At 36.5% G+C, this 26,105-nt stretch carries 28 protein-coding genes and 1 pseudogene; 12 read left to right on the top strand and 17 right to left on the bottom strand.

All coding sequences use genetic code 11. The features are described 5' to 3' along the window. Nucleotides 1-76: 76 nt before the first annotated feature. Complete coding sequence (locus O5635_RS07095; protein ID WP_036901717.1) at nucleotides 77-1,021, top strand: vitamin K epoxide reductase family protein; 945 nt, start codon at nucleotides 77-79, stop codon at nucleotides 1,019-1,021. A gap of 2 nt (nucleotides 1,022-1,023) precedes the next feature. Here O5635_RS07095 and nadB read toward each other — a convergent pair whose 3' ends face one another. After that, on the bottom strand, nucleotides 1,024-2,694 hold the full coding sequence (nadB, locus tag O5635_RS07090) for an L-aspartate oxidase (RefSeq protein ID WP_036901718.1): 1,671 nt from the start codon (nucleotides 2,692-2,694) through the stop codon (nucleotides 1,024-1,026). A 14-nt stretch (nucleotides 2,695-2,708) separates the two neighbouring features. After that, nucleotides 2,709-3,395, bottom strand: a complete 687-nt coding sequence (locus tag O5635_RS07085; protein WP_269607356.1) for a DUF3120 domain-containing protein — start codon at nucleotides 3,393-3,395, stop codon at nucleotides 2,709-2,711. 241 nt (nucleotides 3,396-3,636) lie between these two features. Between O5635_RS07085 and O5635_RS07080 the strand changes: the two genes are divergently transcribed. From O5635_RS07080 to O5635_RS07060, 5 genes are all read left to right on the top strand, one after another. Continuing rightward, complete coding sequence (locus tag O5635_RS07080; protein ID WP_081934277.1) at nucleotides 3,637-5,043, top strand: TIGR03279 family radical SAM protein; 1,407 nt, start codon at nucleotides 3,637-3,639, stop codon at nucleotides 5,041-5,043. Between the two features lie 13 nt (nucleotides 5,044-5,056). After that, the gene (locus O5635_RS07075) at nucleotides 5,057-6,577 is read left to right on the top strand and encodes a TolC family protein (RefSeq protein ID WP_036901720.1); all 1,521 of its coding nucleotides are present in this window, start codon (nucleotides 5,057-5,059) and stop codon (nucleotides 6,575-6,577) included. 12 nt (nucleotides 6,578-6,589) lie between these two features. Next, a complete protein-coding gene (locus O5635_RS07070) occupies nucleotides 6,590-7,438 on the top strand; it encodes an inositol monophosphatase family protein (protein WP_052042877.1) in 849 nt (282 codons plus the stop codon). A gap of 82 nt (nucleotides 7,439-7,520) precedes the next feature. After that, on the top strand, nucleotides 7,521-8,462 hold the full coding sequence (locus tag O5635_RS07065) for a YihY/virulence factor BrkB family protein (protein WP_036901722.1): 942 nt from the start codon (nucleotides 7,521-7,523) through the stop codon (nucleotides 8,460-8,462). 3 nt (nucleotides 8,463-8,465) lie between these two features. Further along, nucleotides 8,466-8,801 carry a hypothetical protein gene (locus O5635_RS07060; RefSeq protein ID WP_036901724.1) on the top strand — a complete coding sequence of 112 codons (336 nt, stop codon included), beginning with the start codon at nucleotides 8,466-8,468 and terminating at the stop codon, nucleotides 8,799-8,801. On the opposite strand, the gene xseB is transcribed toward O5635_RS07060, so the two are convergent. From xseB to O5635_RS07035, 5 genes are all read right to left on the bottom strand, one after another. After that, the gene (gene xseB / locus O5635_RS07055) at nucleotides 8,798-9,097 is read right to left on the bottom strand and encodes an exodeoxyribonuclease VII small subunit (RefSeq protein ID WP_081934278.1); all 300 of its coding nucleotides are present in this window, start codon (nucleotides 9,095-9,097) and stop codon (nucleotides 8,798-8,800) included. The genes O5635_RS07060 and xseB overlap by 4 nt on opposite strands. Further along, entirely contained in the window at nucleotides 9,097-10,251 is a 1,155-nt protein-coding gene (xseA, locus tag O5635_RS07050; protein ID WP_036901725.1) for an exodeoxyribonuclease VII large subunit, read from the bottom strand. Before xseA ends, xseB begins: the two co-directional genes overlap by 1 nt. A 34-nt stretch (nucleotides 10,252-10,285) precedes the next feature. Then, complete coding sequence (locus O5635_RS07045; RefSeq protein WP_036901728.1) at nucleotides 10,286-10,432, bottom strand: chlorophyll a/b-binding protein; 147 nt, start codon at nucleotides 10,430-10,432, stop codon at nucleotides 10,286-10,288. 83 nt (nucleotides 10,433-10,515) lie between these two features. Further along, on the bottom strand, nucleotides 10,516-10,899 hold the full coding sequence (locus O5635_RS07040) for a hypothetical protein (RefSeq protein ID WP_036901732.1): 384 nt from the start codon (nucleotides 10,897-10,899) through the stop codon (nucleotides 10,516-10,518). 68 nt (nucleotides 10,900-10,967) lie between these two features. Continuing rightward, entirely contained in the window at nucleotides 10,968-11,198 is a 231-nt protein-coding gene (locus O5635_RS07035; protein WP_332299662.1) for a DUF2973 domain-containing protein, read from the bottom strand. 250 nt (nucleotides 11,199-11,448) lie between these two features. Between O5635_RS07035 and O5635_RS07030 the strand changes: the two genes are divergently transcribed. Then, nucleotides 11,449-12,585, top strand: a complete 1,137-nt coding sequence (locus tag O5635_RS07030) for a trypsin-like peptidase domain-containing protein (RefSeq protein WP_036901735.1) — start codon at nucleotides 11,449-11,451, stop codon at nucleotides 12,583-12,585. An 11-nt stretch (nucleotides 12,586-12,596) separates the two neighbouring features. On the opposite strand, the gene O5635_RS07025 is transcribed toward O5635_RS07030, so the two are convergent. Beyond that, the gene (locus O5635_RS07025) at nucleotides 12,597-14,318 is read right to left on the bottom strand and encodes an ATP-binding cassette domain-containing protein (protein ID WP_036901737.1); all 1,722 of its coding nucleotides are present in this window, start codon (nucleotides 14,316-14,318) and stop codon (nucleotides 12,597-12,599) included. A gap of 14 nt (nucleotides 14,319-14,332) precedes the next feature. Here O5635_RS07025 and O5635_RS07020 point away from each other — a divergent pair, with 14 nt between their 5' ends. Continuing rightward, nucleotides 14,333-14,569, top strand: a complete 237-nt coding sequence (locus tag O5635_RS07020; RefSeq protein WP_036901738.1) for a hypothetical protein — start codon at nucleotides 14,333-14,335, stop codon at nucleotides 14,567-14,569. Nucleotides 14,570-14,572: 3 nt separating this feature from the next. Here O5635_RS07020 and O5635_RS07015 read toward each other — a convergent pair whose 3' ends face one another. Next, complete coding sequence (locus tag O5635_RS07015) at nucleotides 14,573-14,803, bottom strand: hypothetical protein (RefSeq protein ID WP_036902093.1); 231 nt, start codon at nucleotides 14,801-14,803, stop codon at nucleotides 14,573-14,575. A gap of 33 nt (nucleotides 14,804-14,836) precedes the next feature. After that, complete coding sequence (locus O5635_RS07010) at nucleotides 14,837-15,202, bottom strand: hypothetical protein (protein WP_036901741.1); 366 nt, start codon at nucleotides 15,200-15,202, stop codon at nucleotides 14,837-14,839. A gap of 174 nt (nucleotides 15,203-15,376) precedes the next feature. On the opposite strand from O5635_RS07010, the gene O5635_RS07005 reads away from it, so the two are divergent. Beyond that, nucleotides 15,377-15,682, top strand: coding sequence for a ribbon-helix-helix domain-containing protein (locus tag O5635_RS07005; protein WP_036901743.1), 306 nt, complete (start codon nucleotides 15,377-15,379; stop codon nucleotides 15,680-15,682). Between the two features lie 8 nt (nucleotides 15,683-15,690). Here the strand turns inward: O5635_RS07005 and O5635_RS07000 are convergent, their stop codons facing one another. The 5 genes from O5635_RS07000 to O5635_RS06980 form a co-directional block, all read right to left on the bottom strand. Further along, the gene (locus O5635_RS07000; protein WP_036901746.1) at nucleotides 15,691-16,830 is read right to left on the bottom strand and encodes an anhydro-N-acetylmuramic acid kinase; all 1,140 of its coding nucleotides are present in this window, start codon (nucleotides 16,828-16,830) and stop codon (nucleotides 15,691-15,693) included. Nucleotides 16,831-16,832: 2 nt separating this feature from the next. After that, the gene (locus O5635_RS06995; protein WP_036901748.1) at nucleotides 16,833-17,537 is read right to left on the bottom strand and encodes a potassium channel family protein; all 705 of its coding nucleotides are present in this window, start codon (nucleotides 17,535-17,537) and stop codon (nucleotides 16,833-16,835) included. A 24-nt stretch (nucleotides 17,538-17,561) separates the two neighbouring features. After that, a complete protein-coding gene (locus O5635_RS06990; RefSeq protein ID WP_052042805.1) occupies nucleotides 17,562-18,965 on the bottom strand; it encodes a TrkH family potassium uptake protein in 1,404 nt (467 codons plus the stop codon). Nucleotides 18,966-18,972: 7 nt separating this feature from the next. Next, nucleotides 18,973-20,796 carry an SLC13 family permease gene (locus O5635_RS06985; RefSeq protein WP_036901751.1) on the bottom strand — a complete coding sequence of 608 codons (1,824 nt, stop codon included), beginning with the start codon at nucleotides 20,794-20,796 and terminating at the stop codon, nucleotides 18,973-18,975. Between the two features lie 93 nt (nucleotides 20,797-20,889). Beyond that, nucleotides 20,890-22,077 carry an NAD(P)/FAD-dependent oxidoreductase gene (locus O5635_RS06980; protein WP_036901753.1) on the bottom strand — a complete coding sequence of 396 codons (1,188 nt, stop codon included), beginning with the start codon at nucleotides 22,075-22,077 and terminating at the stop codon, nucleotides 20,890-20,892. Between the two features lie 72 nt (nucleotides 22,078-22,149). Between O5635_RS06980 and O5635_RS06975 the strand changes: the two genes are divergently transcribed. Beyond that, the gene (locus O5635_RS06975) at nucleotides 22,150-22,899 is read left to right on the top strand and encodes a phosphoadenylyl-sulfate reductase (protein ID WP_036901755.1); all 750 of its coding nucleotides are present in this window, start codon (nucleotides 22,150-22,152) and stop codon (nucleotides 22,897-22,899) included. Beyond that, nucleotides 22,896-23,582: a type III pantothenate kinase gene (locus tag O5635_RS06970; protein ID WP_036901757.1), complete on the top strand. Its 687-nt coding sequence runs from the start codon at nucleotides 22,896-22,898 to the stop codon at nucleotides 23,580-23,582. The genes O5635_RS06975 and O5635_RS06970 overlap by 4 nt, the downstream gene beginning before the upstream one ends. Nucleotides 23,583-23,586: 4 nt before the next feature. On the opposite strand, the gene bcp is transcribed toward O5635_RS06970, so the two are convergent. After that, a complete protein-coding gene (gene bcp, locus O5635_RS06965) occupies nucleotides 23,587-24,057 on the bottom strand; it encodes a thioredoxin-dependent thiol peroxidase (RefSeq protein WP_036901758.1) in 471 nt (156 codons plus the stop codon). Between bcp and O5635_RS06960 the strand changes: the two genes are divergently transcribed. Continuing rightward, entirely contained in the window at nucleotides 24,057-24,707 is a 651-nt protein-coding gene (locus O5635_RS06960; protein ID WP_036902099.1) for a 4'-phosphopantetheinyl transferase family protein, read from the top strand. The two genes, bcp and O5635_RS06960, sit on opposite strands and share 1 nt — an antisense overlap. 60 nt (nucleotides 24,708-24,767) lie before the next feature. Here the strand turns inward: O5635_RS06960 and O5635_RS06955 are convergent. After that, a pseudogene (locus O5635_RS06955) lies at nucleotides 24,768-26,087 on the bottom strand (AAA family ATPase); the annotation flags it as partial. Between the last annotated feature and the right edge of the window lie 18 nt (nucleotides 26,088-26,105).

Raw genomic sequence — 26,105 nt, 5'->3', positions numbered from 1 at the left:
GATCAAAAGTTCATTTTTGAAAATAAAAGCTTGATGAACAGAAAACTGCAAGAATGAAAAAACCTTTCTGATAGAAATGGAATCTTCACTGCTTAAAAGTCGTCGACGTAACGACCAAGGGTCCAAATGGGCAAGAATCCTTGTAGCAGTTCTTGCAACGGTAGGAGTCATTGATACTGGTTCAATCACCTTTAATAGATGGGGGTGGATTGGATCATTATCTTGTCCTGGTGGAGTTGAAGGTTGCGACAAAGTACTTAGTAGTCCATGGGGGAATATATTTGATGGGAGTAATTTTTCTGTTCCATTATCTTTAATAGGATTAATTAGCTATTTAACACTACTACTACTAGCAATATTACCTCTATTCCCAGGACTTGTTGAAAGAAAAAAAGATTCAGTTAGACAAACTTGGTGGGGACTCTTCCTAATCTCGATAGGCATGGTTAGCTTCAGCTTCCTCCTTATAGGGATAATGCTATTCAAAATCAAAGCATTTTGTTTCTTTTGTATTCTTTCAGCATTTATATCAACAATTATTCTGATCTTAACTATAATTAGTGGAGGATTAGATGAACCGCGAGAAATGATATATAGAGGTTTTCTTGTTTCTGTTGCAGTTTTACTAGGTGGCTTTATATGGTCTGCATCTGTTGATCCAAGCAGGTCAGAAGCTTTATCAAATAGCCAAGGTGTCGCTCCTCCGGCTGTGGTGTCCAAGAGTACAACATCAGCAATAGCATTAGCAGAACATTTAACTGCTATTGGTGCCGTTAAATATTCCGCATATTGGTGCCCTCATTGTCATGATCAACAAGAGATATTTGGCAAAGAGGCTGTTAAGAAGCTTTTATTGGTGGAATGTGCCCCTGATGGTTTAAACAGTCAAACAAAACTTTGTAAAGAAAAGAATATTGAAGGTTTTCCCTCATGGGAAATTAATGGTGAACTTCAAGCAGGTGTTAAATCTCTAGAGGAATTGGCAAATATTAGTAACTATAAAGGCCCGAGAGATTTTTAGTCTTATTTAAATTTAACTGCCCTGGTTGAAATTTCTTTTCCTTTAATCTGTCTAGAATGGCACTGCCAAAAAGGTACCTTTCTGGGTGTATCTTTTCTAAAATGACCCCCTCTACTTTCCTTCCTAAATAAACAAGCTTGTAACATCAATAGACTAGTTAATTGTCTATGAGTTAAATCTAAAAGCAAGTTTAAATCCTTCCGGCTACTCTCATTGAAGTGAGTACAGCTATCAAGAGTTTGATTTCTAATAAAATCTAATAATTTCTCATTATTAAAGAAGTAAAGATCCTTTTTAATTTTTCGTATTGCCCTAATCATTCCTTTTTCCGTTCTATCTACTCCTGCTTCTTTCCAGCACAAAGAACGTAAATCACCTATTGAAGAGATTAAAGAATTAGAATTTATATTTTCACTCAATGGAATAGAAGGATTAGAAGTAATTATTTTTTTACTAATACTTAAAGTGTCAGAGATATTTGTTAATTCAATCAGAGACATTTGCCTCGCAAATACTAGGCATTCCATTAAGGAATTACTTGCCAATCTATTGGCACCATGAACGCCTGTACAAGCAACTTCACCGACAGCGTATAAACCTGAAAGTGATGTCGCCGCTTGTAAATCTGTTGATACTCCTCCCATCCAATAATGAGCTGCTGGTGCAACTGGTATTAAATTTGTCAATGGATCAACTCCAAGATCTCTACATCTTTGAAGAATCGAAGGGAACTGCATCTCTAATTTGTCTTTAGGAATATTTCTTAAATCAAGACCAATGTGATCGATTTTTTGATGGTGCATTGCTTGAAAAAGAGCTCTACTTACCTGATCTCTAGAGGAGAGATCTTTTCTTTCTAAATGGCTTACAGGACTATTTCCTTGTCGATCTACTAAAACAGCCCCCTCCCCTCTTACTGCCTCAGAAATTAGAAAGCATGGAGCATCGTCAAGTTTTATTGCCGTCGGATGAAACTGAACGAATTCAAGATCCTCAATAGCTGCGCCTGCATTCCATGCAAGAGCAATACCTTCGCCCGATGCTTGAGCAGGATTTGTAGTGTTTTTAAATAAATGACCGCCACCCCCAGTCGCTAGGACCACTGCTCTAGAAAAAATCCAATGCAAAAGAGGTCCATCAAGAACTTGTACACCTAAACAACGATTATTTTCAACTAATAGCTGAGTAGCTCGAACTCCCCGACGATGAAGAATATTAGAACGCTGTTCGACTTGATCACGAAGCACATCAACTAAAGCTCTTCCTGTTCGATCCTGAACATGTAAGACACGCCTATGACTATGAGCCGCCTCTAAAGTTGTAGCAAGACCATTGAGATCCCTATCAAAATCCATTCCAAGATTCAGGAGACGTTGAACACATTGCGGTGCTTGATCTACAAGCATCTTTACTGAATCAAAATCACATAAGCCAGCACCTGCATTAAAAGTGTCCTCGGCATGACTTGACAGACTATCTTCAGATCGGGTAACAGCAGCTATACCTCCTTGCGCCCATCTGCTAGCCGATCTATTACTTGTATTCCTATTTAAAAGCAAAATTTTCAAATTCGCAGGCATTTCAAGGCAAGTCATCAAACCTGCTGCACCTGCACCTATTACTATTACATCCCAATTAGAAGGAATTATTTTATAGGAATTATTTAAATCCATAAATACTTTATGAATCAAATCAATCCACTTAATTTAGGTTGAAGCAAAGTTGTTAATAAAAACAAGCCATCAACCCATAAAGTAGTTGTTAATGCTGCACTTGCTACTAACCAAGTTGCACCTTCTAAGGACATAACAATATTTCCTCTCTGACGCATTTGATCTGAAATTAAGAATATGAAAACAGCTGCAATTAAAAGCAAAAATATTGGCCAAGGGTGCAAAAGATTTAATGCTGTTTCGTTCAGAGCTTTTGAAGCATTGTCAAAAGATGCATTCACAACTTCAGGCCATTTACCCATGACTCCAGTAAGAACCATCATAAAATCTGTAAAAGCTGTCCCAAGCAAGCAAGCCAAATAGAAACTTGCTCCTATTCGCCATTTAGTCGTTATTCCTATCAAAGCCAATGGAGTTGCCACAGCTTCGACTGGAAGATGAAGAACAGGATGCATTCTCAACCAACCCCAAAACAGGCATCCACCTAACCAACTTCCACTAACGCCTACTAAAAGTGAACCAATGCGAGACCATTTCCCATCACAATAATCACCTAAATAAAAACCAACTCCCAAAAGGACAAAAGTAAACAAAAGGGCAGACAAAGGTTGAAAATGCACCCATGGTGCTTGTAAAAAAACAGGGAGCACGACAAGTGAACTAGCCCAAAATTGCAGCGTCCTTGGGTTCGTTAAATACACGTCATTGAAACAAGCGTGATTTTTAGTGGAGGGAGAGTTGTTCAGAATGTTGCAAATTCAAATTAGCTAGCCAGCAGTTTCTCCTTTTATTAAATAAACTGGTAGGGAGATATTTATAGAAAAGTAAGATAAAACCTATGCACATGAGTACAAATTTATGCATAGGGTTGATCAATTGAAATTAAGCATTGATCTTCAACTATCCATTAAATTCACTCTGAACATCTCATGCTCTTAAACTGTGTGGAATGAGCCTTCTCAAAAAATAGTTGCTGAAAATTCCCTGAATTCCAAGGGAGTAAAAGCTATTAAGCCTGCAATAGTGGAGCATGTTGAACCGGGCTCCATAGGCGAGGAGCTGGGATTTGAGCCTGGAGACAAATTAATTAGCATAAATGGAACAAAACCACGAGATCTAATTGATTACAGATATTTAATTGTTGAAGAAGAGCTAGAACTAAAGGTTCTTGACAAAAATGGGAAATTACATGAAATACAACTTGAAAAAGATAATGATCAAAATCTAGGTCTTGCATTCACAGAAGCTCTCTTTGATGGTATCTATCAATGCAATAACAATTGCTCATTTTGTTTTATTGATCAACAACCAAAAGGACAGAGAAAAAGTTTATACATTAAAGATGATGATTATAGAATGAGTTTTTTATATGGATCTTATTTAACACTTACTAATCTGAACAAAAATGATTGGTCAAGAATTGAGGTTCAGAGACTCTCCCCTTTATTTATATCTGTTCACTCTACTAATGAAAAAGTAAGGTCAAAAATGTTAAAGAATGAACGTGCTGGATTGATTATGAATCAAATAAAATGGTTTTCAGAACGAAATCTACAAATCCATGCTCAAGTTGTTGTTTGCCCTGGCTTAAATGATGGAAAAAACCTTGAGAATACACTTAACGATCTATTTAAATATGCTCAAGGCAACTGGCCAGCAGTGCTATCTGCAGCAGTAGTCCCAGTAGGATTAACACGTTTTCGACCTGATAATGACGGCTTAATCCCTGTCAGTCATGAATGCGCAAACACAGTTATAAATCAAGTTGAAAAGCTTCAACAAACTTATAAAGCCTCACTAGGATCCAGATTTGCATGGCTCTCTGATGAATGGTACTTGCTAGCAGAAAAACCCTTACCAAAGAGAGAAGAATATGAAGACCTACCTCAAGAAGAAAATGGCGTTGGCAGCATCCGATCCTTTCTAGAAAATTTGAATAAAGCAACTCAAGGTCTACCTAAAAGAATTGAAAAGCCACGATGCTGCAGCTGGGTAGTTGGCAAGCTGGTGGAAAGTGCTCTTACCCCTATATGCGAGAAACTAAATAGAGTTGGCTCTTTATCAATCTATTTGTATGGACTACCTAGTAACTACTGGGGACAAGATAAAGTAGTAACAGGATTGCTAACAGGAAAAGATCTTATAGAAGGATTACATCAAAAAGACTTAGGAGAGGTATTACTACTTCCTTCAGTAATGCTGAAACATCAAAAAGATGTTTTTCTTGATAATATGAAAGTAAACGAGGTAAGCAGAGTTCTCAATGTTCCTATAGAAATTGTTTATGGACCAATTGACTTTATTTCTAAGGCTATAGGGATAGAAGAAAAGTCAACAATCATTAATTAATCTATTGCTGTCAATGAGAAGAATCTCTTCAAAATTTATTATTACAACACTCCTTTTTAATGGAGCAATATGTTGTGCAATCTCTCCATTCAGCGATAAAGTTATAAGTGCAGAAAGAGATGTTAATCTAAAAGTCCCTAGTCAAATTAATGAAGTAAAGATTACAAAAGAGATTATTTTAGCTAAAGAAGATATTTTGAATCTAATTAAAATTAATAGTAAAGAATTAGAAATAATGAGAAGTAGAATTGAACAAGCTAAATATACTTTAAAAAGTGAAATCTCCTCCTGGTACCCAAACCTTGATGTTTCAGGGACAGGCTTGCCACAATACTTATCAGGTACAACTTACAATGAATCCTCCGCTGACACATCCAGTAAGCAATTGAAAGCAAGCCTTAGTACTACAGTAAGATGGTACCTAGTAAATCCATCTCGGGTACCTGATATTGCTGCAGCTAGAGACGAATTAGATAATGCAAAAATTGCATATGAGATTAAATTAAGAGACTTATTTCTTGAAGGACTCAAACAATTCTTTCAATTACAAAAATCGAATGAAGAGGTTCGCATAGCAAAAGACTCTATTTTAACTTCCAAGCAATCTCTTGAAGAAGCTGAGATTAGATTAGATGCAGGGATAGGTACCAAATTTGAAGTTCTTGAAGCAAAAGCGCAATTAGCCAAAGATAAGCAATTACATACAAGAAAATTGGGAGAAAAGAGAATTAATCAAAGAGGGTTAGCAAATATACTTAATCTCAATTACAATACAAACCCTATAATAGTTTCAAGACCTGAGATTATTGGAGTCTGGAATACTTCCTTAGAGGAAAGTATTATTAATGCATATTCATACCAAAAAGAACTAAAGAAATTAATACTAGATATCTCAATAAATAATAGCAAAGCTAACTCTGTTTTAGCTTCTTCTCAGCCCAAATTAAGCATATTCAATACATATAGTACTTCACTAAGTCAAGGCCAGGTTGGCGTGTCTAATCCAGATATGAGCAACAATACATTCAGCGATAGTAATACTATAGGTTTGCAATTTGACTGGAAAATATTTGACGGTGGATATGGAAAATCTGCTTATCATTCAAGGAAAGAAAAAACAAAAGAACTGGAAGCCGATTTTACTTCAAGAAAAAATCAAATTCGCAAAGAGGTAGAAGAAAGTTTTTACAATTTAGAAATAGCAAAAAATAATATTAATAATACCTTTAATGAAGTTTTAGCAGCGAAAGAAGCTTTAAGATTAGCATTATTAAGATTAAAAGCAGGGATTACAACCCAACGGGAAGTAGTTAGCAATCAGCGAGATCTTACCGAGGCTGAAGTAAATTATGTTGTATCAATAACAGATTATAATTCCAACCTCATCAAATTACGTAGAGAAACAGGCATTAATAATTTACAAGCATGTACACAAATTAAAGACGTTGAATTGGAGGAAAAAAATGAAGGCAGTGATAGTTATATGAATTCAAACACAAACGAAATGAGTTTACCTTGTAAAGAACTTATATAATAAATATATATGATGCAAGAAACTCCAACTCAACTTCATTCAACCCAGCTCAAGGAAATAAATGAGATGGTTGATAAAGTGGTAATTCGCCAACTTAATGACTTTGGTCAAATAAGTACTGAACTTAAAAAGGATGGAACCTTAATAACAAGTTGTGATAGATGGAGTGATGAATTCATAGTCCGAGAAATTACAAGGATTACTTCGAACCAAGAAGGTGTTTTAAGTGAAGAAGGTTCAAAAATAGTGCCTAATTCTCAAGCATATTGGGTTGTTGACCCTCTAGATGGAACAACAAATTTTGCAGCAGGAATACCTCATTGGGGTATTTCGATTGCCCGTTTTGCAGGAGGATCGCCTCAAACTGCTTTACTAGATATTCCCGCTTTAAAAAAAAGAATTCTTGCAATCAGAGGTAAAGGAGTATGGGTTAACAACGAAAAAATAGATCCTCAAAAGAAATTAACTTCTAAAAGTGAATGCGTTTCTCTTTGCAGTAGATCAATAAACGTCTTGCAAAAAAGACCAAGCGAGTCTTTTCCAGGCAAAATTCGTCTATTAGGTGTATCAAGCTTAAATATGCTAAGCGTAGCAATTGGGCAAACCTTTGGAGCATTAGAAGCAACTCCAAAAATTTGGGATATTGCTGCTGCTTGGTTAATTTTAACTGAATTAAAGTGTCCTATCCGTTGGTTAGACATTAATCCAACAAATTTAGATGCTGGAAGGAATTTAAGCCAAGTAAATTTCCCCTTAATTACAGCTATATCTGAACAGGATTTAGAAAAGCTTGTGCCATGGAGTAATATATTAATGGAGCATATTTATCCTAAGTTAAATATCAAAATTGCAAATTACTAGTCTAATAATATAAATAAAATTGCTTTTACAAGAAATCTTCTGATTAGCTATTAAAATATTAATTAACTTGACTAGGCCAAGAGTGATTAATCGATGGAAAAGCCAATGTAGATGGTTGATTAGAAGTTTGTGGCACGCATCACAAAGATGGAGTAGATGCGACTGCGTTGACCTTAGTGCTGCTTTTGCCTATTACACACTTCAGTCATTCTTCCCAATTCTATTAATTTCACTCTCTGTAGCGTCATGGTTTCTAGGCAACCAACAAGGTCTTGATCAACAAATAATTGGTTTGGCTGCTCAAGTTTTGCCACCATCAGTAGTTGGTTTAGTTGATACAACATTAGTAAAGCTGGTTAATCAAAAATTTGGCGCAGGCATACTTGGAGCAATGTTTTTAATCATTACTGCTGGGAATGCATATCTAACTTTGCAAAGAGGGGCAGATCGACTTTGGGAAGATGCTCTCCCAATTAAAAATGGAGGAAAACCATTTAAAGAGCAAGCATTTAGATTTATTCGAAATAGGGTAGAAGCTTTCTTAGTTGTTCTTTTAGTTGGTTTTTTAATGGTTCTTGATGAAATAAGTGCGTATATAAGATTGATACCAGGTGCAGTATGGACAGACTTGAAGAATTCAAGTCCTGCTATCACAAATACATTGGCAAGAATACCGGTAATAGAACTAGGGCAAGTAGTAATTCCATTTATAGGTTTTACTGTAATGGCATTTTTATTTCAAAGTTTAGTTCCACCTAGAAGAGTCCCTCTTAGACCATTAATTCCTGGTTCAGTAATGATTGGAACATTATTAACATTACTTAATTCCGCCGTTAGCAGAACAATTCTCTCTCTTGGTTCACGTTTTCAAGCGTATGGATTAATTAGTGGAGTACTGGTATTAACCCTTTGGATTTGGCTTGTTGGATTAATACTATATTTTGGACAATGCTGGAGTGTTGTGCTAGCAACAGGTCAAATGAAAAGGCATAAACAAAGAGAACTTCTCAAAGCTAAAACTTAAAATATGAACAAATCAGCTGGTTTGCTTCCTATAGCCATTATATTACTTTTTCTATTGCCTACACCAGCAGGTAAGTTTCTCTTTGATTTAGCTGGCAGTTTAATTTTACTTAGTTTATTTATACCAATATTATTAACTATAATTGGATGGATAGGATGGAAAGTTATAAAATCTCGAATGATTCAATGTAATTCATGTGGAACAACATATCCATCAAATCTATATCAATGTCCAATATGTGGATCAGAGCAAGTAAATGAAATTTCTGATAATAATAAAGAAACAAATTCACCTGCCAGCTCTGCAACAATAGATATAGAAGCTGAAGAGTCAGATTAATTTAAATCTTCTTCGCTAATTTCAATAACTTCCTGTTCTACTTTTTCCAATAATTTTTCACAATGTTCCAGATATAATTTCCCTTTAATATAAGACCTCTTTAAATCCTCTACTAAAATATTAGAAGTTTGCATTTTTTCCAATAAGATATCAAGCTCATTTAAGGCTTGTTCATAAGACAAATGAGATATTTTACTTTTTGATTCTTTTATAAATTGTTTTAATGAGTAATCATCTAATTTCTTAGTTTCATTAAACTTTTTAGTATTTTTTTTATTAGCGTCTGATGTAGCCACTACAAATTCCTATTAAGCTGAACATCTTCAACCTTGGTTTCAATATAACCATCCATTAACTCAAGAGTTAATTTTTCATTGAGTTTAACATTCATGCAATTCCTAATGGTCTCACCTGATTGATTTGTAATTATACAAAAACCTCTTTTCAGAATAGATTCTAGAGATAAAGTTTTAAGAATTTGTTTTCTCGTATCTAAATCCTTCCTAATACTTTTAATAGTTTTTAAGGGTGATTCTTTATTCCATTGGAATTTCCGTTCTAATAGTTTTTGTTTTTCTTTATTGAGAGCCCAAACAAAATAACCATCACATCTCTTTCGAATCTGTAAGCAATACTCTTTAGCAATCTCTCGGCTTGGCAATAAATCAACAATTGCTGCAGTAGGAGTTGCTGAGCGATGATCTGCCACTAAATCAGCAACTGTTAAGTCATCCTCATGGCCTAGGCCTGTAATTAATGGAACCGGTAAATTTGCAAGAGACCTACAAAGTTCTTCATCATCAAATATCATTAGATCTTCTCTGCTGCCTCCACCTCTTGCTAAAACAATGGCTTCTATTTTAAATTTTTTTTGATGATTTATTACTCTTTCAATTACAAGCTTTATTTTTTTAGAAACATCTCCTTGAACAGGTATAGGAAAAATAAAAACTTTTGAAGCTGGCCACCTTTCTTTAGCTGTTCTCAAAATATCTGCGAGTGCAGAACTTGGCACACTTGTCAAAATAGCTATATTTTTTGGATACTTTGGTAATTTTCTTCGTCTTGCTTCATCTATTAATCCTTCCTTAATTAATAAATCACGAACTACTTCAAATTTCTTTAGAACTGTTGAAAGTGTTGGTCTTATTGCAATTACTTGAACCACTAAACTTGCCCTATTTTCCCAAAAATTTAATCTCCCAAAAATTTCAATCCCATCTTGCTCGTTAGGTTGAAAGCTAACTTTCTTTAAAGTAGATGCCCAAATAACTCCCGTAATGCTTGCTTCGCCATCAGTAAGTGTTAGCCACAGATGTCCGTTCTTTAGTTGAGATTTAGAGACAGTCGCTACAAGGTTAAAACGTGGCGCAAAGCCTCTTGCTATCAAGCTACCTATTGCATGATTTAACTCCTTAACTGAATAAGTTGGGAGTGGTTCTAAATCCAAATTAGGAAAATATGATTAGGAGTCAGCACGAAATTCAGCCGAAACCAATTTGACCAAGAATTCCTTGACCAGTCAAAAGCTCTGTACTGAGACCAACCAAAATACCAATCATTGCCAAGCGGCCATTCCAAATTTCTGCATAATTTACGAACCCATATCGAGGTGAATTATCTTGGTTCATTAGTTTGCAAAATATTTATTGATAATTTTATCGAACAATACAGAAAAAATCATGGTCTAATCGTTTCTAAAGCTGGAAACCTCTTATCTGACATGCCTAACTCCATCAACAGGATGATATTCCTCGCCTGTGAGTTCCTCATAAATAATTGCAGGCAAACCAGTCTCAAACATAGTCTGTAGAGCCTCTTTAAGAAAAGGGTTCCAACCTCCTGTACTAACTTTCTCATGGCGAACAGTCCAATCCCATGTCCCTTGCAGATCTCTAGGGATACGCCCTTCTCTATCGCGACGAGCAACTAAATCAAGAGACTCAACCAAACCGACCTGAATAGGCTCCTTGCCATATGCAGGGGTCAGGCTTAATTCAAGACGTACCGGATCTTCTTTCAATAATTTCAACCGAAACCGTGGTGGCAATTTCACAGTTTTCAGGACAGCAACTACTATTCGAGTTCTTGATTCCAAAATTAACCCCCCGTGTAATTAATGAAAACCTTATTCATTTAAGAATCTCATATAACCTAATACGATAATCATTCAGAGGATTGTGGAGGTTCAAGGTCATTAGAGAAACGAACTGTGAGCAAGTCTTCATCTGTTATCTCTCCTTCTTTATTAAGCAATTCAGGATGAATAGTTAATCTACCAGTACGGTCATCTCCATCATGAAGGGATTTCCTGGGTAATTCATCGACCCTAGATAAGCTCCTGAACATCACTCGGAATGCTTGCCATAGAAGAACAAGTACTGCTACGAGATACAAAAATGAGAAGAAATAACTCTGCATTTATACTCATCGATGGTTTGATTGGTTGCCTATAGCTATCTTAAAGAAGTCCACCCCCCTATGGCGGCAATAAGATTATGAAAACTATAGGTTGAAATAAGTTGTGTTCTTTCTAAGTAAGAAATTCAATACAACAAAACTAAAAAAATTATTTAAGCTTCAAAATTAATTAGTAATTGATGATCTCATCTGAATTGGCCAAAGAAAGAATTTCAACCCAAAGATAATGAAAATAGCCCAATTAATTTATAACTCTGGATTATGTGGATTATTACTGGGCATATCAGCTTATTACGTTAAATCATCTCCAAATCTCCATAGCCCTTATCTGACAGAAAGTTCAAGAAGCTTAGTCCCAGGAAAATCATTTGTGACAGAAGCGGTTAATCAAAGTGGTCCTGCCGTCGTCACCATTGAAACTCAACGCAAAATAACAGTAAGACAGTACATCTTTCCCAAAAATTTCTTTGTGGACCCTAATCTTGAGAAATTTTTCAACCCTCCAAATAGCCAATCTCCTAAGCACCATGTTCAGAAAAGCCAAGGAAGTGGGGTCATTTTTTCAGAAGATGGTTTGGTATTAACTAATGCACATGTGGTTGAAAATACTGACAAATTGATTATTGGATTATCAGATGGCAAAAGATTTCCAGCGGAGATTATTGGCCAAGATTATCTAACTGATCTAGCAGTGGTTCGCATTCAAGGCAAGGGGCCATGGCCTATAGCACTTTTAGGTAATTCAGACAAACTTGTTGTAGGTGATTGGGCAATTGCAGTAGGCAACCCTTTCGGTTTAGAAAAAACAGTTACTCTAGGTATTATTAGTAACTTAAATAGAAATGTTTCTCAATTGGGTATTTCTGATAAAAGGTTGAAGTTAATTCAAACTGATGCAGCAATTAATCCTGGGAACTCTGGAGGGCCATTACTTAATTCCGCTGGAGAAGTAATAGGTATTAACACACTCGTGAGAACAGGTCCAGGAGCTGGATTAGGATTTGCAATACCTATTAATCAAGCTATAGAAATTGCAAACCAGTTAATAAATACTGGTAAAGCAATACACCCAATGATTGGTATTAATCTTTCTAACGTCCAATCTAAAAATGAAAAAAAATTTAATGCAGGAGTTAGAGTTGCTAGAGTGATACCGAATAGTCCTGCAGAAAAAGCTGGTTTTAAATTAAATGATATCGTAATTTCGATAAATGGTCTCATGGTTAATAATGCTGAAGAGGTGATCAACGAAATCAGCAATAATGGTATTGAAAAAAGAGTTACATTTAAGATATTTAGAAATGGTAAGAATATAAAAATACTAGTTAGACCCATTGACATGAGTTTATTCGAAATCAATTAATTGTAAGAGTATTATGATTTTTTTGTCTTTATCTTTCTTTTCCTTTGACGGTCACGATTAGCCAAACGCCTTGCTTCTTTTTTTGCCAGCTCTATCTCCTCTTGTTTATTCTTCTCTTCTTCTAATTTTTTACCTTTATAATAGTCATAATTTCCTAAATAAAGAAACATCTGGCCATCCCTTATTTCAATAATTTTATTAGCAACTTTAGAAATAAAATATCTATCGTGAGATACGATAATTACAGAGCCACTAAAATCATTAATTGCTTCTTCTAGCATTTCTTTTGCAGGTATATCTAAGTGATTGGTAGGCTCATCAAGCAATAAAAAATTGCATGGGTTCACTATAATCAAAGCCAAGGCAAGACGAGCCTTCTCCCCCCCGCTTAAATCAGATACATTTTTAAATACTTCATCTTTTGTAAAGCCAAAATTTCCTAATAATGAACGGACTTTTCGTTGAGGCCATTCCGGTGCCGCTTCGTATATAGTTTCAATAACTGTCTTATTTAAATCAAGAGCTTCAGATTGATTCTGCTCAAAATAACTAATTAAAACATTATATTTACCTATATTAATTTCGCCATCTTCAGGCTTTTCCATCCCCATCAATAACCTAAGAAAAGTAGATTTACCAGATCCATTAGGACCCATTATTGCGATACGATCCCCCGATACAATCTCAAGATTTGCTCCTAAAAAAATAATTTTATCTTCATAAGTAAGTGATATATCTTTTGCACTAGCTATATGCTTACCTGAGCGAGGTGCATTAGAAAAAGAAAACTTTGGCTGAGCCAATTGACTAACTGGCAATTCTATTCGATCAATTTTACTAATCATCTTCTCACGACTTTTAGCTTGCGTACTTCTAGTAGCACTTGCCCTAAAGCGATCTATATAAGCTTTTTGTACATCTAAGTCTTTCTGTTGACGATCAAAAGCTGCTTTTAAAGATTCCTCTTCAAACGATTTCTGCTCAAGATATTTAGTATAATTTCCAATATAAAACTTCGATTTACCATTTTCAGTATGAACTATATTTGTACAAATTTTATCTAAAAATCTTCTATCATGACTAATAATTATCATGGCAGAGTTCTGCTGCAATAAATAATTTTCTAGCCATTCGATTGTATCTAAATCTAAATGATTCGTAGGCTCATCTAATAATAATAGATCTGGTTCTTGTAAAAGTATTTTACCTAACGCTATTCTCATTTGCCATCCACCAGAAAAATTACCAACTAATTGATTCCCCTCATCAATTCGAAAACCTATAGTTGGTAACAACTTATCAATCTTTGCTTCAAGTTCATAACCATGTACCGCCTCAAATCGTGCTTGAAGAGCACCCAACTCTTTAACTAGTTGACCTAAATAAATAGAGTCATTAATAGCTTTCGGCGATTCTAATGAATGCTCGACTTCGATTTTTTGATTTAAAACCAATGATGCTTCCGAAAAAGCCTGAAATAATTCTTCCCTAACAGTTCTAGAAGGGTCAACATCAAATTCTTGTTGTAAATATGCAATAGCTGGTTCTCCTTGTTTAACAATTTCTCCAGCGGACGGTTCTTCTAAACCAGCAATGATTCTCAATTGAGTTGATTTACCAGCACCATTTACACCGACAAGGCCAACCCTTTGCCCAGACTTGATTTCCCAAGTAACGTCTTTAAGAACTTCCCCAGTGGAATAAATTTTGCTAACTCTCTCTAGTCTTATCACTATGAGCAAACCTCATGCATGGGTATAGTTCTAGAATTGATAACAAACAAGAGTCTCATATTAATCATTCCGGATCTTCAGAAATGATAAGACTGGAACAAATTACTGCCATTTTCTTGGCTGCTGCATTAGCGATACCAAGCTATTGGTTCTTTTGGACATTGGCAGGTGGGGGTGGTTATGACAGAAGAGAAGCGACCGAAGCTCCTTTAATTCAGAAACTTGAACCTAAACCATCTACCAAGAATTAAAATTCACAACCCTCCTCTAGCTTTTATCAGCCATTGCTTTGTATCTGAATCATCCAAGGTAGAAAGATATTCTTTTACTTCTTCCTTCGTCACAGGAAGCCCTATTTGTTCTCCTATATCACAAATTGACTTCAAGGCTCCTTGTGGATCTTGAAGAGCCTGGCGAAAAAGCATCTTTGTATATGAAGCGTCTGCTTCAATTTTGTGATAGAGCTTCGCCGCATTGCTGCTCATGAAAATCAATGTATCTACATTAACCCTATTCAATTAAGCAACTTTTGACCCAAAATTTGAATCATGAAATTTATCTAAGTCACCATCTGCAAAACCTAAGGCAGAAGCATCTTGCATACTTCTGGCATCCATGCAAAGTACCTTCCTCAATTGAGCAAAGTTAGCTGCTTGAACACCTCTACCTTCTTGACTAGCAACCAATTCAGCCCTTTGCAAAACATGGTGCAAATGAGTAAGTAAATAGGAGCTAATGACTGCTGAGACCAATACATCACTATTCTCCTTCGCACTCTGTCGTTTCCTGTTGGTTTTCACTTTAGGAACAACTTTGCCTTCAATGGATTTAGAGGGGCGAGGGGACCTGCGAGAAGGTGCTTTAGGAAGAATTGGTTTAGACATTGAAAATCCTTTGACTAACTGAACTAGGAAATCAACTAATAAGTTGAGAAATAACTTGTCACCGGCAAGGATGACTCAAAATGATTTTTGAAAGTGGTTAGCAAAATCATACTCGTGGATACTATCCTTGCACACCAGTGTACACTATTTATTAACCGTTAGTTTTGCTGAGTCATGGCTACCCGTCAAAACTCATCAAATGGCAAACCAAAATCTCCAAGGATTCAAGTTGTCCTAACTGAAGAATTGTGCGAAAAATTACATTTCTTAGCCGCCAGAGAATCAAGGACCGTAAGCAATATGGCAAAGGTTTTAATTCAAGAAGGAATACAACGTCTTGATTCATCTGCCTTGAGAGGCACTAATGAAGACTCTTCGATCAAAAACAGAGAACAATTTATCTCTGCATTAGAAGCTCAACAAACAAGAAGACTCAGAGGCGCTCCTCGCAGATTTAAACTTTTAAGACCTGGAAACTAAGAATTTATTTAATTTGGAGTCGCTTTAGTCCCAAGTACTACTGGTCTAGAAACACCTGTTGTCAAGCTAGAAGAGCCTGGTGTATTTAAAACATTCCACCATGCCAAAAGTGCAAAAGCTATTGCCTCTCTAGCTACAACTGGAATTCCTATTAAATCAATAGTTTGCACTTTAATCCCATGGCATCTTGAAGCAATTTCTCGCATTAAAAAAGGGTTTTTTGCCCCTCCACCCGCAACAAAAAGCTCAATAGGAAGAATAGATTTGGTGTTATATAAACTCCTCAAATCTTGTGCTATTACGCAGGCAGAAAAAACCGTTAAGGTAGCTATTAAATCATTAGAGGTCATTTGACTCATCTCAGTCAAACGTCTATCTAAATCCTCTAAACCGAATGTCTCTCTCCCAGTGGATTTTGGTGGTATTTTTTTAAAAAAAGGTTCTTCCAGCCATTTCTCAATAAGGTATAAATCTGGAGACCCCTTTGAAGCAATCAAACCATTACAGTCGAAGGTTAATTTGCCCCTGCAAACAGTCTGCACAGCCAGATCAATAAGAGTATTTCCTGGACCACAGTCCCAACCCAAAACAGGAAAATCTCTATCTGGACCAAATCGTGGAGGGATTAAAGAAATATTTGCAATGCCTCCTATATTTAAGACTCCACGCCAGCCCAATCCTCTTCCAAGCAAGGCCTTATCAGCAAGGGGAACCAAAGGAGCTCCTTCACCACCCAAGGCCAAATCTTTAGCTCTAAAATCATAAATAACTGGCTTGTGTAGCAAAGTTGCTAATAAAGGCGCCTGCAACAATTGCAAACTTGCTCCTCTCTTAGAAGAACAAGGAGGTCTATGAAAAACCGTTTGACCATGACCTCCAACTATTACTGCTTTACCCTTCGGATCACAAGTTCTAGCTGCTAGAGCATGAAATTCCGTAATGGATTCTGCAAGCTCTAGCCAGCGTTGACTATTCAATTTGAGCCCTTGACCACAATTAATAATCTCTTCTCGTAAATTCAAAGAATATGGCGTATAAGTTGAATTTACTAATCTCCATTTAGGACGGTATGGATTACCTTTAAATTCAACCAAAGAAGCATCCACGCCATCTGCGCTGGTACCACTCATTAAACCCAAAACATACATATCTATGTTTCAGGTAATTTTTGCAAGTCCTCCATCAAGCCCATGACTACTAGTACATGGTCTTCTTCTAAAATATATTTTGCCGGTGGATTTACGGTTAAACGTTCTGCAGGACCTGCCGCTAAAACATTTACAAGGTAATTTTTACGAAGATTCAGATCTCTTAAAGAGCTACCTACAAAAGATGTAGGGACTTTAATTTCATCAATTCCTGTCTGATTATCTAATTCTAATCTTTCTATCAAATTAGGTCGAACAAGCTCAAGCCCTAAACGCTCTCCCTGCATTCTGGAAGGAAAAACTACTCTATCGGCACCAACACGCTTGAGCATTTTCTCATGTAAGTCACTAGTTGCTCTTGCAATTACTTGCTGTACACGACTTCCCTCAGTATCTTTCGCAATCAGGGTAGTAGTAATGCTTGCTTCAATTGGCTCACTAATCCCTACTACTACTGTTCCCATTTCAAGAACACCAGCTTCTTTCATAGATTCTTCATCAGTTGAATCAACTACTCTTGCCTCTATAGAAGGTTCTAATTGACGTAATTCCTCAATAGCTTTCTCAGAAGAATCAACCGCCAGTACATCCGCGCCATTTCTAATTAGCTCACGACATACAGCACTTCCAAAACGTCCTATGCCTACAACAGCAAACCCAAACGAATCAGCATCCTTTTTAGGGAGCCATTGCCACCACTCACTCATGATGTTTCCTCAATCATAAAAAATTCAAACATATAGATCCTCTCTTGGGTAGCCAATTCGATTTTGATTGTGAAATCTCCCTCTGTTTAAAACTTGCCAAATTGCACTTAGTAGTAAAAGGATACCTAATCTTCCCACAAACATACCGACGATAAGCACAAATTGACCAAAGTGGCTTAATTGCTGTGTTACACCAATGTCGAAACCAACTGTGGCGAATGCAGAAATACAGGTAAATAAAATCTCTAAAAATGAAAAGAGCTCTGTACCATTAAGACTATTAGTCATTGTTATTAATAATGCCATCATCAAAACAAAAATCAAAGATCCAACCGTAATGCCAACAGCTTTTAAAACAACCTTGTCTGAAATACGTCGGTAGCGTATTACAACATCATCTTGGCCTCTCAGAGTAGATCTAGTGGCAGCCATTAAAGCAGCAATAGTTGTTGTTTTCACTCCACCTCCAGTACCCCCTGGACTCGCACCAATGAACATCAATGTCATGAGCAGCAACAGTCCGGAATCAGTAATACTTTCAATGGATATCGGGATATTGGTAAAGCCAGCAGTACGTGCGCTGATTGACTGAAATAATGATGCTGTAAGGCGCTCTTTAAATCCCATACCTGAGAAAAAATATCCCTGACCGATTGATTCCGTAACAAGCAATCCCAATGTTCCTAAAACAATTAAGAACAGAGAGGTTCTAAGTACTAAGCGTGTATGAAGGCTCAGCTTTCTAAAATTAAAGTGTTTACGATTTGTCCAGAGGTCACTTGTCACTCGCCAACCCAATCCACCTAAGATAATTAGCAAAAGAATAACAAGGTTTACTGTCCCATTTGACCTATAAGAACTCATACTGTCAGACCAGAGGCCAAAGCCAGCATTGTTATAAGCAGAAATGCTATGAAAAAGTGATACCCAAAGCCTTTCTCCTAAAGAAGGGATATCTGTAAAGCCAAAATAAAATAAGAAAAATGCTCCTATACCAATTAAAATAAAAGCAGTAAGTGCTATCCCCCAAAACGTTTTTCCTACGCCACCAACACCAAACTCATCAAGTGTTTTACCTCGATCCAAGCGACATCTTAATTCTGTACCACTGATAACAAAACCTTGAAGAAAAGTAGTTATAGCCATTAACCCTAAACCTCCAATTAAAAGCATAAATGCTAAAATAATTTGTCCAAAAATAGTTAAATCACTTGCTACATCAATAATAGTTAAGCCTGTTACAGTTACTGCAGAGGTTGCCGTAAAAAAAGACTCCCATATCCCTACATCTTCGCTAGAACAAATCGGAGCAGCTAAAATAATTGTTCCTAAAGTTACAACTAACAAACCAGTTACTACTGTGAATTGAGGAACAGTTAACCTTCTATACCAAGCGGATTTTTTATAAATTGTTTTATTCACAAGCACAATTAATTCAATTACCTCCGTATTGCCAAATAATTAATAAAGGAACAAAAACTGTCATCAATGCTGTTAAACCAGCACCATACCTTGTGACGTCAAGAAATCGATAACGACCAGGGCCAAAAACCATCAAGTTAGTCTGATAACCCATTGGTGTTAAAAAAGACTGACTAGCACCAAACAAAACAGTCATCAAAAGAGCTATTGGGGGAAGATTCATCCCAGGAGCCAATTGGACCGCGACTGGAGCCAATAATGCTACTGAAGCGGCATTACTAATAAATTGAGTAAAGATAGTTGTTAAGAAAAAAACAACTAATAGAGCCATATATGTAGGTAAACCAACAAGGAAATCGTCAAGACTTCCTGCAAACGCATCTGCAAGTCCCGTGGCCTGCATTGCAACACTAAAGCTAGACAGAGACCCCAACAAAAGTATGACATCAAGACGTATAGATCTCTGTACTTCAGCCGGACGCAAACATCCTCCGACAACCATAGCAATAACAGAAATCAAAACTGAAGCTACTAATGGTAAAGACGTAAAAGTTGGTAAAAGCACCATGGAAATTGCAATTCCAATAGCAATTGGTTTTCTACTGACAGTTGGTAAATCATTCTCAAATTGATCTAATACAAGTAAATCATTATTGGCTTGCAGACCTCGTATAGAATCTATAGGAGCCTGTAAAAGTAATACATCTCCTTCCCTCAAGATTGCTTGACCCAAACGTTCTTGCACGGTTTGCTGACCACGTCTTAGAGCCAATACAGTTGCATTATGCCTTTGACGAAACCTTAATTCACGAAGACTAGCTCCGGCTAAAGTTGACCCTGCTGGAAGAAGAACCTCTACAGTTTTTTGACCTTCTTCTTCAAGTAAGTTAGATCGTTGTTCTGAATGATTGCTAAGAGATTGTTGAGCTAACTGAACAGTATGTTCCTGCTGAAGACGTAACAAATCTGTTCGGGTCACACGAAGTAATAATCTATCTCCAGGTTCAATCATTCGATCTGCAAGAGGAGGTAACAATCTTTCCTTGCCTCTCTGAAGCTCTAAGACATCGACATCAAAGCGACGTTGTAATCGACTGTTATGCAAAGACTTGCCAACTAATTCAGAGTCACTGGGAATGGTGACCTCAGTGAAATAACCTGTTTGACCTGGACTGCCGACAAATTCAGTATTATCTCTACCTCGATCAGGCAACAAGCCTTGAGGGGCCATCAATAAATAAGCCGTCCCTAAAAGCCAAATAGGAACTCCTATAGCAGTGAAACTAAAGAGCTCTAAAGAACCATAACCAAGTTGCTGACTAATATCACTGACTAAAAGATTGACCGAACTACCAAGCAAAGTAAGGGTTCCTCCTAAAACGGTTGCAAATGAAAGAGGCAATAAAACCCTAGAGGGAGATAGTTTCCGTTTTAAGCACCAAGCTTCGATAACAGGTAGTAGTGAAGCAACTACTGGAGTATTAGGAACAACACCAGATATAGGAGCGACAACAAAACCTAAAAATGCTATTAATCTTCGTGGAGTCCTAATGCTGTCTGATGCAATTAACTCTCGCAATCTATCTAGAGCACCACTTTTAAATAAGGCAGCTGATACAGCAAAAAGTCCCATTAAAGTTATTAAGGCTGGGCTGCCAAAACCGGATAAAGCCTTTTGCGGCGATAAAACTCCTGTAGCCATTAACAACGCAACGCTCAATAAACCTGTTAATTCAGGGGCTAAATAACCACTAATAAAAAGCACTATTGCTAACAGTAAAACTCCCAGGGTAATTAGCGCCTGAGGGTTTTCTAAAACTGCTCTTAGCTCATACATATTTTTTGTTTATATATGGCTCATGCATAATTCCTACTGCAAAAGAAGAAAATTCAAAAAGGGTTCACTAAACCCTAGTCACTATTCTCTCAATTAAAATGATTTCTTGCCATTAAAAGGCAATAGCCACGCACCAGCAGACCGAATAGATAATGATAGATTTGGCATTTTAGATAAATAGGCCATTCTCCTCAATTTGAAAGCTAGTGAACCTGACATTGTTAACCCTAGACCAGTAATAGTGGCATCTCCAATCCCTAAACTCAGCATTTCTCCTCGGTCATTAAATACAAAAGGCTTTAGAGGCCTTCCTTCAAGAAAAGCAACTAAATTTTGGGAGGCCAATTCACCATGCTGCATTGCCAATTGAGCAGAAGGAATACAAGGATTTTCCAAATCGCAAGAGATATCGCCAACTGCAAAAACATTGTCCAATGAATTTACTTTCAAATAAGAATCTATTAATACCTTGCTATCACAAAAACACTCAGAAGGTATTCCCAATGGAACTAATGGCTTCACACCCGCAGTCCAAATCAAACCTGCATGAGGAATCAAGGAAATGTCAGAACCCTCTTCCGAAATATTTTTAATGTGAACAGAGTTGGAAGTTACTGCTTCAACACTAGTGTTTAGAAATAATTTAATACCTTTTTTATTTAAGACTCTTTCAACTTGCTCTTGATTAAAAGATTGACCTTTAGGCAAAACTCTTGCACCTACCTCAATCAAATTGACAGTTATACCTTCTTGTACAAGATCTGCAATTTTACAGGCAAGTTCGACCCCTGTTGCTCCAGCACCAACAATTACTAAAGATTTATTATCTTGAGATAAATTATTTAGTTTAAAAATTACATCTTTCAATTTCTGAACATCCTTAACTTGATTAAAGCTCAAGGCATTCTGTTTAACACCAGATATTCCATAGAAATCTGGTGTTGAGCCAGTAGCAATTACCAATTGCCCATAATCAATAACCTCACAAGAAGATGTGAAGACTTGTCTTGTATTTATATCAATTCTCTCTACAAAATCTTCTACCAAAACTATTCCTTTGCCTGCTAACAAAATTCGATAGAAAGGCGCTATTTCCCACAATTGTAATTCTTCACTTAAAAGTTCATAAAGGAGTGGTACAAAAACAAACCTATTGCGAGGTTCTATCAAGACAATTGGAGTTGAAGGCCTAGACCTAGACAAAGAAAGAACTGTTGTTAAGCCTGCAAATCCACCTCCTATTACAACAACAGGTCCAGAATTTTGAAAATCTTCAGCCATTAGAACCAGATCTGAGGAAATCCACAGAGACTAAAAGAACATCTTATAAAAAGCGATAATGGATAAAAAAGCATGACTAATAGCAAAGTGAAAAACAATTCCTTTTTGAAAATTCCTTTATCAGAGGCCCAAGAGCATCTTAAAAGCATTTCTCCGCGTCATCGGCTGGAATGGGCCTATGAGCAATTTGGAGACAAATTAGCAATCACAACCAGTTTTGGGATCCAATCAGCTGTGTTATTGCATATGCTCTATAAACTCGACAAGAAAGATATAAAAATCATTTGGGTCGACACCGGTTATTTACCTCCAGAAACGTACCAATATGCAGAATTACTTTCCAACAAACTGAATTTAGATATATCAGTTGCTCAAAGTAATATTTCACCCGCAAGAATGGAGGCAATCTATGGGCAATTATGGAAAAATAATTCTAAAGAAGATCTAGAAAAATATCATTTAATTCGTAAAATTAATCCTTTAGAAGAAACTCTTACTGATCTCAACATACATTGCTGGGCGAGTGGAGTACGCAAAAATCAAACTGATACTCGTCGATCCATGAATGTATTAGACAAGATCAGAGGAAGGCTTTCATTGCGACCAATTCTAGAATGGACTACAAAAGATATTTTTTACTATATGAAAGAAAATGAGCTCCCACAACACCCACTATTTGCGAAAGGGTATTCAACAGTAGGAGATTCGCATTCAAGTGGCCCAGATGGAAATGAAGGGATAGGGCGTGAGACAAGATTCGGTGGGTTAAAACAAGAATGTGGAATTCATCTTGAAAACCAAGAGAAGGAGAGTCAAAAATGAGTCGAACACAATGCTGTCTACTAATTGGCAATTCGCGATGGCATTGGGCATGTAAGTCAAATCAAGAATGGCATTTTTCCCACACATCACCTAATCCCCACAAACTGAATTCTGATGAATTACTACTAGTCCAATGGGCAGCAGTAGGTGAAGTTCCACATACAACTATCCTCGAAAAATCTAAAAAGTTGCGAACAAAAGATATTCCACTTTTAAATTTGCCTGAATGGTTAGGTGTTGATCGAGCCTTAGGCTGTTGGGCTGCATTGCAAGAAGCTAAAGCTCAGGGGTTAAATCAAAATGGGATTCTAATAGCAGATGCAGGTACAGTCTTTTCTCTGACAAAACTTACATCTGCAGGTGAATTTGAGGGTGGTCAGCTTATCCCAGGATTAAAGCTTCAACAAAAGGCTATGGCTCTAGGTGCAGAAAACCTGAAAGAGCCTTTAGACTTAAATATCCCAAGTAAAATGTTCCCCTCAGATACAAAGGAAGCAATGTTGAAAGGTAGCTTTCAATCTTTAATAGGAGCGTTACTTGAAGCGAGAAAGGAATCATCGACTCCCATATGGATTTGTGGGGGAGATTCGTTAACGCTTTATAGGTATCTTATACAATTTGATTATGAAATAATCTACTCTCCGAACTTAGTTTTAGAAGGGATGGTAGGCTTGCTTCACTAAAGCACTAGGCTTCAATTTTAAGGTCCGAAAGAATTTCATTTGCCATACTATCTGCCTTAACCTTGTTATAGATTAGCTCAATATTTCCATTTGGATCAATCACAAAAGTTTTGCGCATCATCCCCATATATTCCCTACCCATAAATTTTTTTAATCCATAACTCTCATAAGAAGAGGCAACTAAACAAGGTTCATTATCTGTAAGCAGAGTAAATGGCAATTGATACTTATCAATAAATTTCAGATGCGATTTATCCGAGTCTTTACTTATACCAAACACTTTTATGTCATTAGATTGAAACTTACCCCACCTATCACGAAAATTACAAGCTTCTTTAGTACATCCTGGCGTGTCATCTTTTGGATAGAAATAAATGACAACTCTTTGACCTCTAAATGAAGAAAGGCTGATTGATGTGCCATCTTGATCTAGGAGAGTAAATTCTGGTGCTTTATCACCAACTTGAAGAGCCATTGCAAACAACTGAAGTTCTAAATTCAAGAGTACTTCCTCTTTGGCTATTTAAGAGGAACGGTCCATTAAAACAAATTACTCCTGAAGAAGAGAGGATAGCTACTGGATTATCTAAAAGGAGAGCTAGAGAATACCGACACTCCAGAGGAAACGTAAGGTCTGCTCTCTCCGAACTATTAGGAATTGAACCCTTAGACATTCCAATGAAGGCCACTCCAGGCAAAGCACCACATCTGGAACAGGGTTTAGGTTATATAAGCTTTAGTCACTGCTCTGATGCTTTGCTATTAGGGTGGTGCCAAGAAAAATTAGGTGTTGACTTAGAAAGAACTGATAGAACTTTTAAATTTAATGCGTTAGCAAATCGTTTCTTTAGCAAAAAAAGTCAATCAATAAATATATATAAAGACAATACGAGATTAAATATTCTTGAAGAATGGATTGTTAAAGAGGCTGCAATCAAATGGCAAGAAGGAAAACTAATAGAAGGTTTAAAATATTGGAACTGGAATAAAAGCACAAATATGGTAAATAATGATCTCACAAAGACACAATTAAAAATTCATAAATTTGATTACAAATTATGGAGTATTAGTATAGCGATAAGCAAATCAAAAATAAAATATTATCCAATCATTTGTACTATTTAATCTCATCTAAAAAAGTTGTCTAATCAACTAGAGAGACTCAAGCTAATCTTGATTAGAATTTTGTATTCTTTTTCTTTCAGAGAATAAAAATCTTCTTCTTCCTTCCCAACCATTAATAGTAGGTTCCCAAAAAATTTCTGTTTGCAATTCTAATGGTAAATAATTTTGAGGGACCCAATTATCTTCAAAATCATGAGGATATTTATAATCACAGTTATCTTTAGAGCTATCACTTTTTCGATGATTATCTTGTAAGTGCTTAGGAACATTTTGATTTTTTGAGTTTTGTACAGTTTCCAACGCAGAATTAATACCTAACACACTATTGCTTTTTTCAGTGCAGGCCAAATAAATAGCAGCCTGTGAAAGAAAATATTTACCTTCTGGCATACCGACTCTTTCAAAAGCGGAGGCACAAGATTGAGTAACAACAATTGCTTGAGGGTCAGCCAGCCCTATATCTTCAGATGCTGCTATTAACATTCTTCGAAAAATGTAATTTGGATGTTCACCGGACTCAAGCATACGAGCCAACCAAAATAAGGCTGCATCTGGATCAGAACCCCTCAATGATTTAATAAAAGCGCTAATAGTATCAAAATGAGTATCTCCCTGCTTGTCATACAATAGAGCACGTTTTTGGATAGAATCTTCGGCTATAGATAGATCAATATTTATTTGACCTTCTTTATCAGGATAAGTAGTCTCTACAGCAAGTTCTAAAGCATTTAACAAACTACGTGCATCACCATTCGAAATATCAATCAAATGATCTATGGCTTCATCAGTAATAGTAATGGACTTATTGCCATAACCTTTTTTAGTATCTTTTAATGCCCTATCTAACAGCTTATACAGATCAGAAACATCCAATTGCTTCAAACGAAAGATACGAGATCGACTAACTAAAGCAGGGTTAACCTCAAAAAATGGGTTTTCAGTGGTTGCTCCTATGAAAGTAAAGGTTCCATTTTCTACCCACGGTAATAAAGCATCTTGTTGAACAGTATTAAATCGATGTACTTCATCAATAAAAAGAATAGTCTTTAAGCCATATTTACCTAACCTATGCTTTGCTTCTTCAACCTCTTGACGCAAATCCTTAATCCCCGATAAAACTGCATTTAGAACACTAAAATGACCCCTGGTATTTAATGCAATAATTTGCGCCAAAGTCGTCTTACCAATTCCTGGAGGGCCTTGTAGAAGAATATTACCTACGCGATCTGCCTCAATAGCTCTTCTGAGAAGGCGCCCACTTCCAACAATGTCTTGTTGTCCAACAAACTCATCAAGCGAAGTGGGACGTAACCTATCCGCAAGAGGTGCATTTTTCTTGCGCTCTTCGTCCGTTTGGAAGGTAAATAGATCTTTAACCAAGGCAAATGAAAATAGATT

Source organism: Prochlorococcus marinus str. MIT 0919 (assembly GCF_027359375.1).
GTDB lineage: Bacteria > Cyanobacteriota > Cyanobacteriia > PCC-6307 > Cyanobiaceae > Prochlorococcus_D.
Note: the sequence above shows the minus strand (reverse complement) of the source record. Positions and strands in the feature narration are given on the sequence as shown.

Excerpts from the sequence above, each read along its gene's own strand:
- O5635_RS07095 (WP_036901717.1), top strand. The coding sequence starts at position 77 with ATGGAATCTTCACTGCTTAAAAGTCGTCGACGTAACGACCAAGGGTCC.
- nadB (WP_036901718.1), bottom strand. The coding sequence starts at position 2,694 with ATGGATTTAAATAATTCCTATAAAATAATTCCTTCTAATTGGGATGTA.
- O5635_RS07075 (WP_036901720.1), top strand. The coding sequence starts at position 5,057 with ATGAGAAGAATCTCTTCAAAATTTATTATTACAACACTCCTTTTTAAT.
- O5635_RS07070 (WP_052042877.1), top strand. The coding sequence starts at position 6,590 with ATGCAAGAAACTCCAACTCAACTTCATTCAACCCAGCTCAAGGAAATA.
- O5635_RS07060 (WP_036901724.1), top strand. The coding sequence starts at position 8,466 with ATGAACAAATCAGCTGGTTTGCTTCCTATAGCCATTATATTACTTTTT.
- O5635_RS07045 (WP_036901728.1), bottom strand. The coding sequence starts at position 10,432 with ATGAACCAAGATAATTCACCTCGATATGGGTTCGTAAATTATGCAGAA.
- O5635_RS07030 (WP_036901735.1), top strand. The coding sequence starts at position 11,449 with ATGAAAATAGCCCAATTAATTTATAACTCTGGATTATGTGGATTATTA.
- O5635_RS07020 (WP_036901738.1), top strand. The coding sequence starts at position 14,333 with ATGCATGGGTATAGTTCTAGAATTGATAACAAACAAGAGTCTCATATT.
- O5635_RS07015 (WP_036902093.1), bottom strand. The coding sequence starts at position 14,803 with ATGAGCAGCAATGCGGCGAAGCTCTATCACAAAATTGAAGCAGACGCT.
- O5635_RS07010 (WP_036901741.1), bottom strand. The coding sequence starts at position 15,202 with ATGTCTAAACCAATTCTTCCTAAAGCACCTTCTCGCAGGTCCCCTCGC.
- O5635_RS07005 (WP_036901743.1), top strand. The coding sequence starts at position 15,377 with ATGGCTACCCGTCAAAACTCATCAAATGGCAAACCAAAATCTCCAAGG.
- O5635_RS07000 (WP_036901746.1), bottom strand. The coding sequence starts at position 16,830 with ATGTATGTTTTGGGTTTAATGAGTGGTACCAGCGCAGATGGCGTGGAT.
- O5635_RS06995 (WP_036901748.1), bottom strand. The coding sequence starts at position 17,537 with ATGAGTGAGTGGTGGCAATGGCTCCCTAAAAAGGATGCTGATTCGTTT.
- O5635_RS06985 (WP_036901751.1), bottom strand. The coding sequence starts at position 20,796 with ATGTATGAGCTAAGAGCAGTTTTAGAAAACCCTCAGGCGCTAATTACC.
- O5635_RS06980 (WP_036901753.1), bottom strand. The coding sequence starts at position 22,077 with ATGGCTGAAGATTTTCAAAATTCTGGACCTGTTGTTGTAATAGGAGGT.
- O5635_RS06975 (WP_036901755.1), top strand. The coding sequence starts at position 22,150 with ATGACTAATAGCAAAGTGAAAAACAATTCCTTTTTGAAAATTCCTTTA.
- O5635_RS06970 (WP_036901757.1), top strand. The coding sequence starts at position 22,896 with ATGAGTCGAACACAATGCTGTCTACTAATTGGCAATTCGCGATGGCAT.
- bcp (WP_036901758.1), bottom strand. The coding sequence starts at position 24,057 with ATGGCTCTTCAAGTTGGTGATAAAGCACCAGAATTTACTCTCCTAGAT.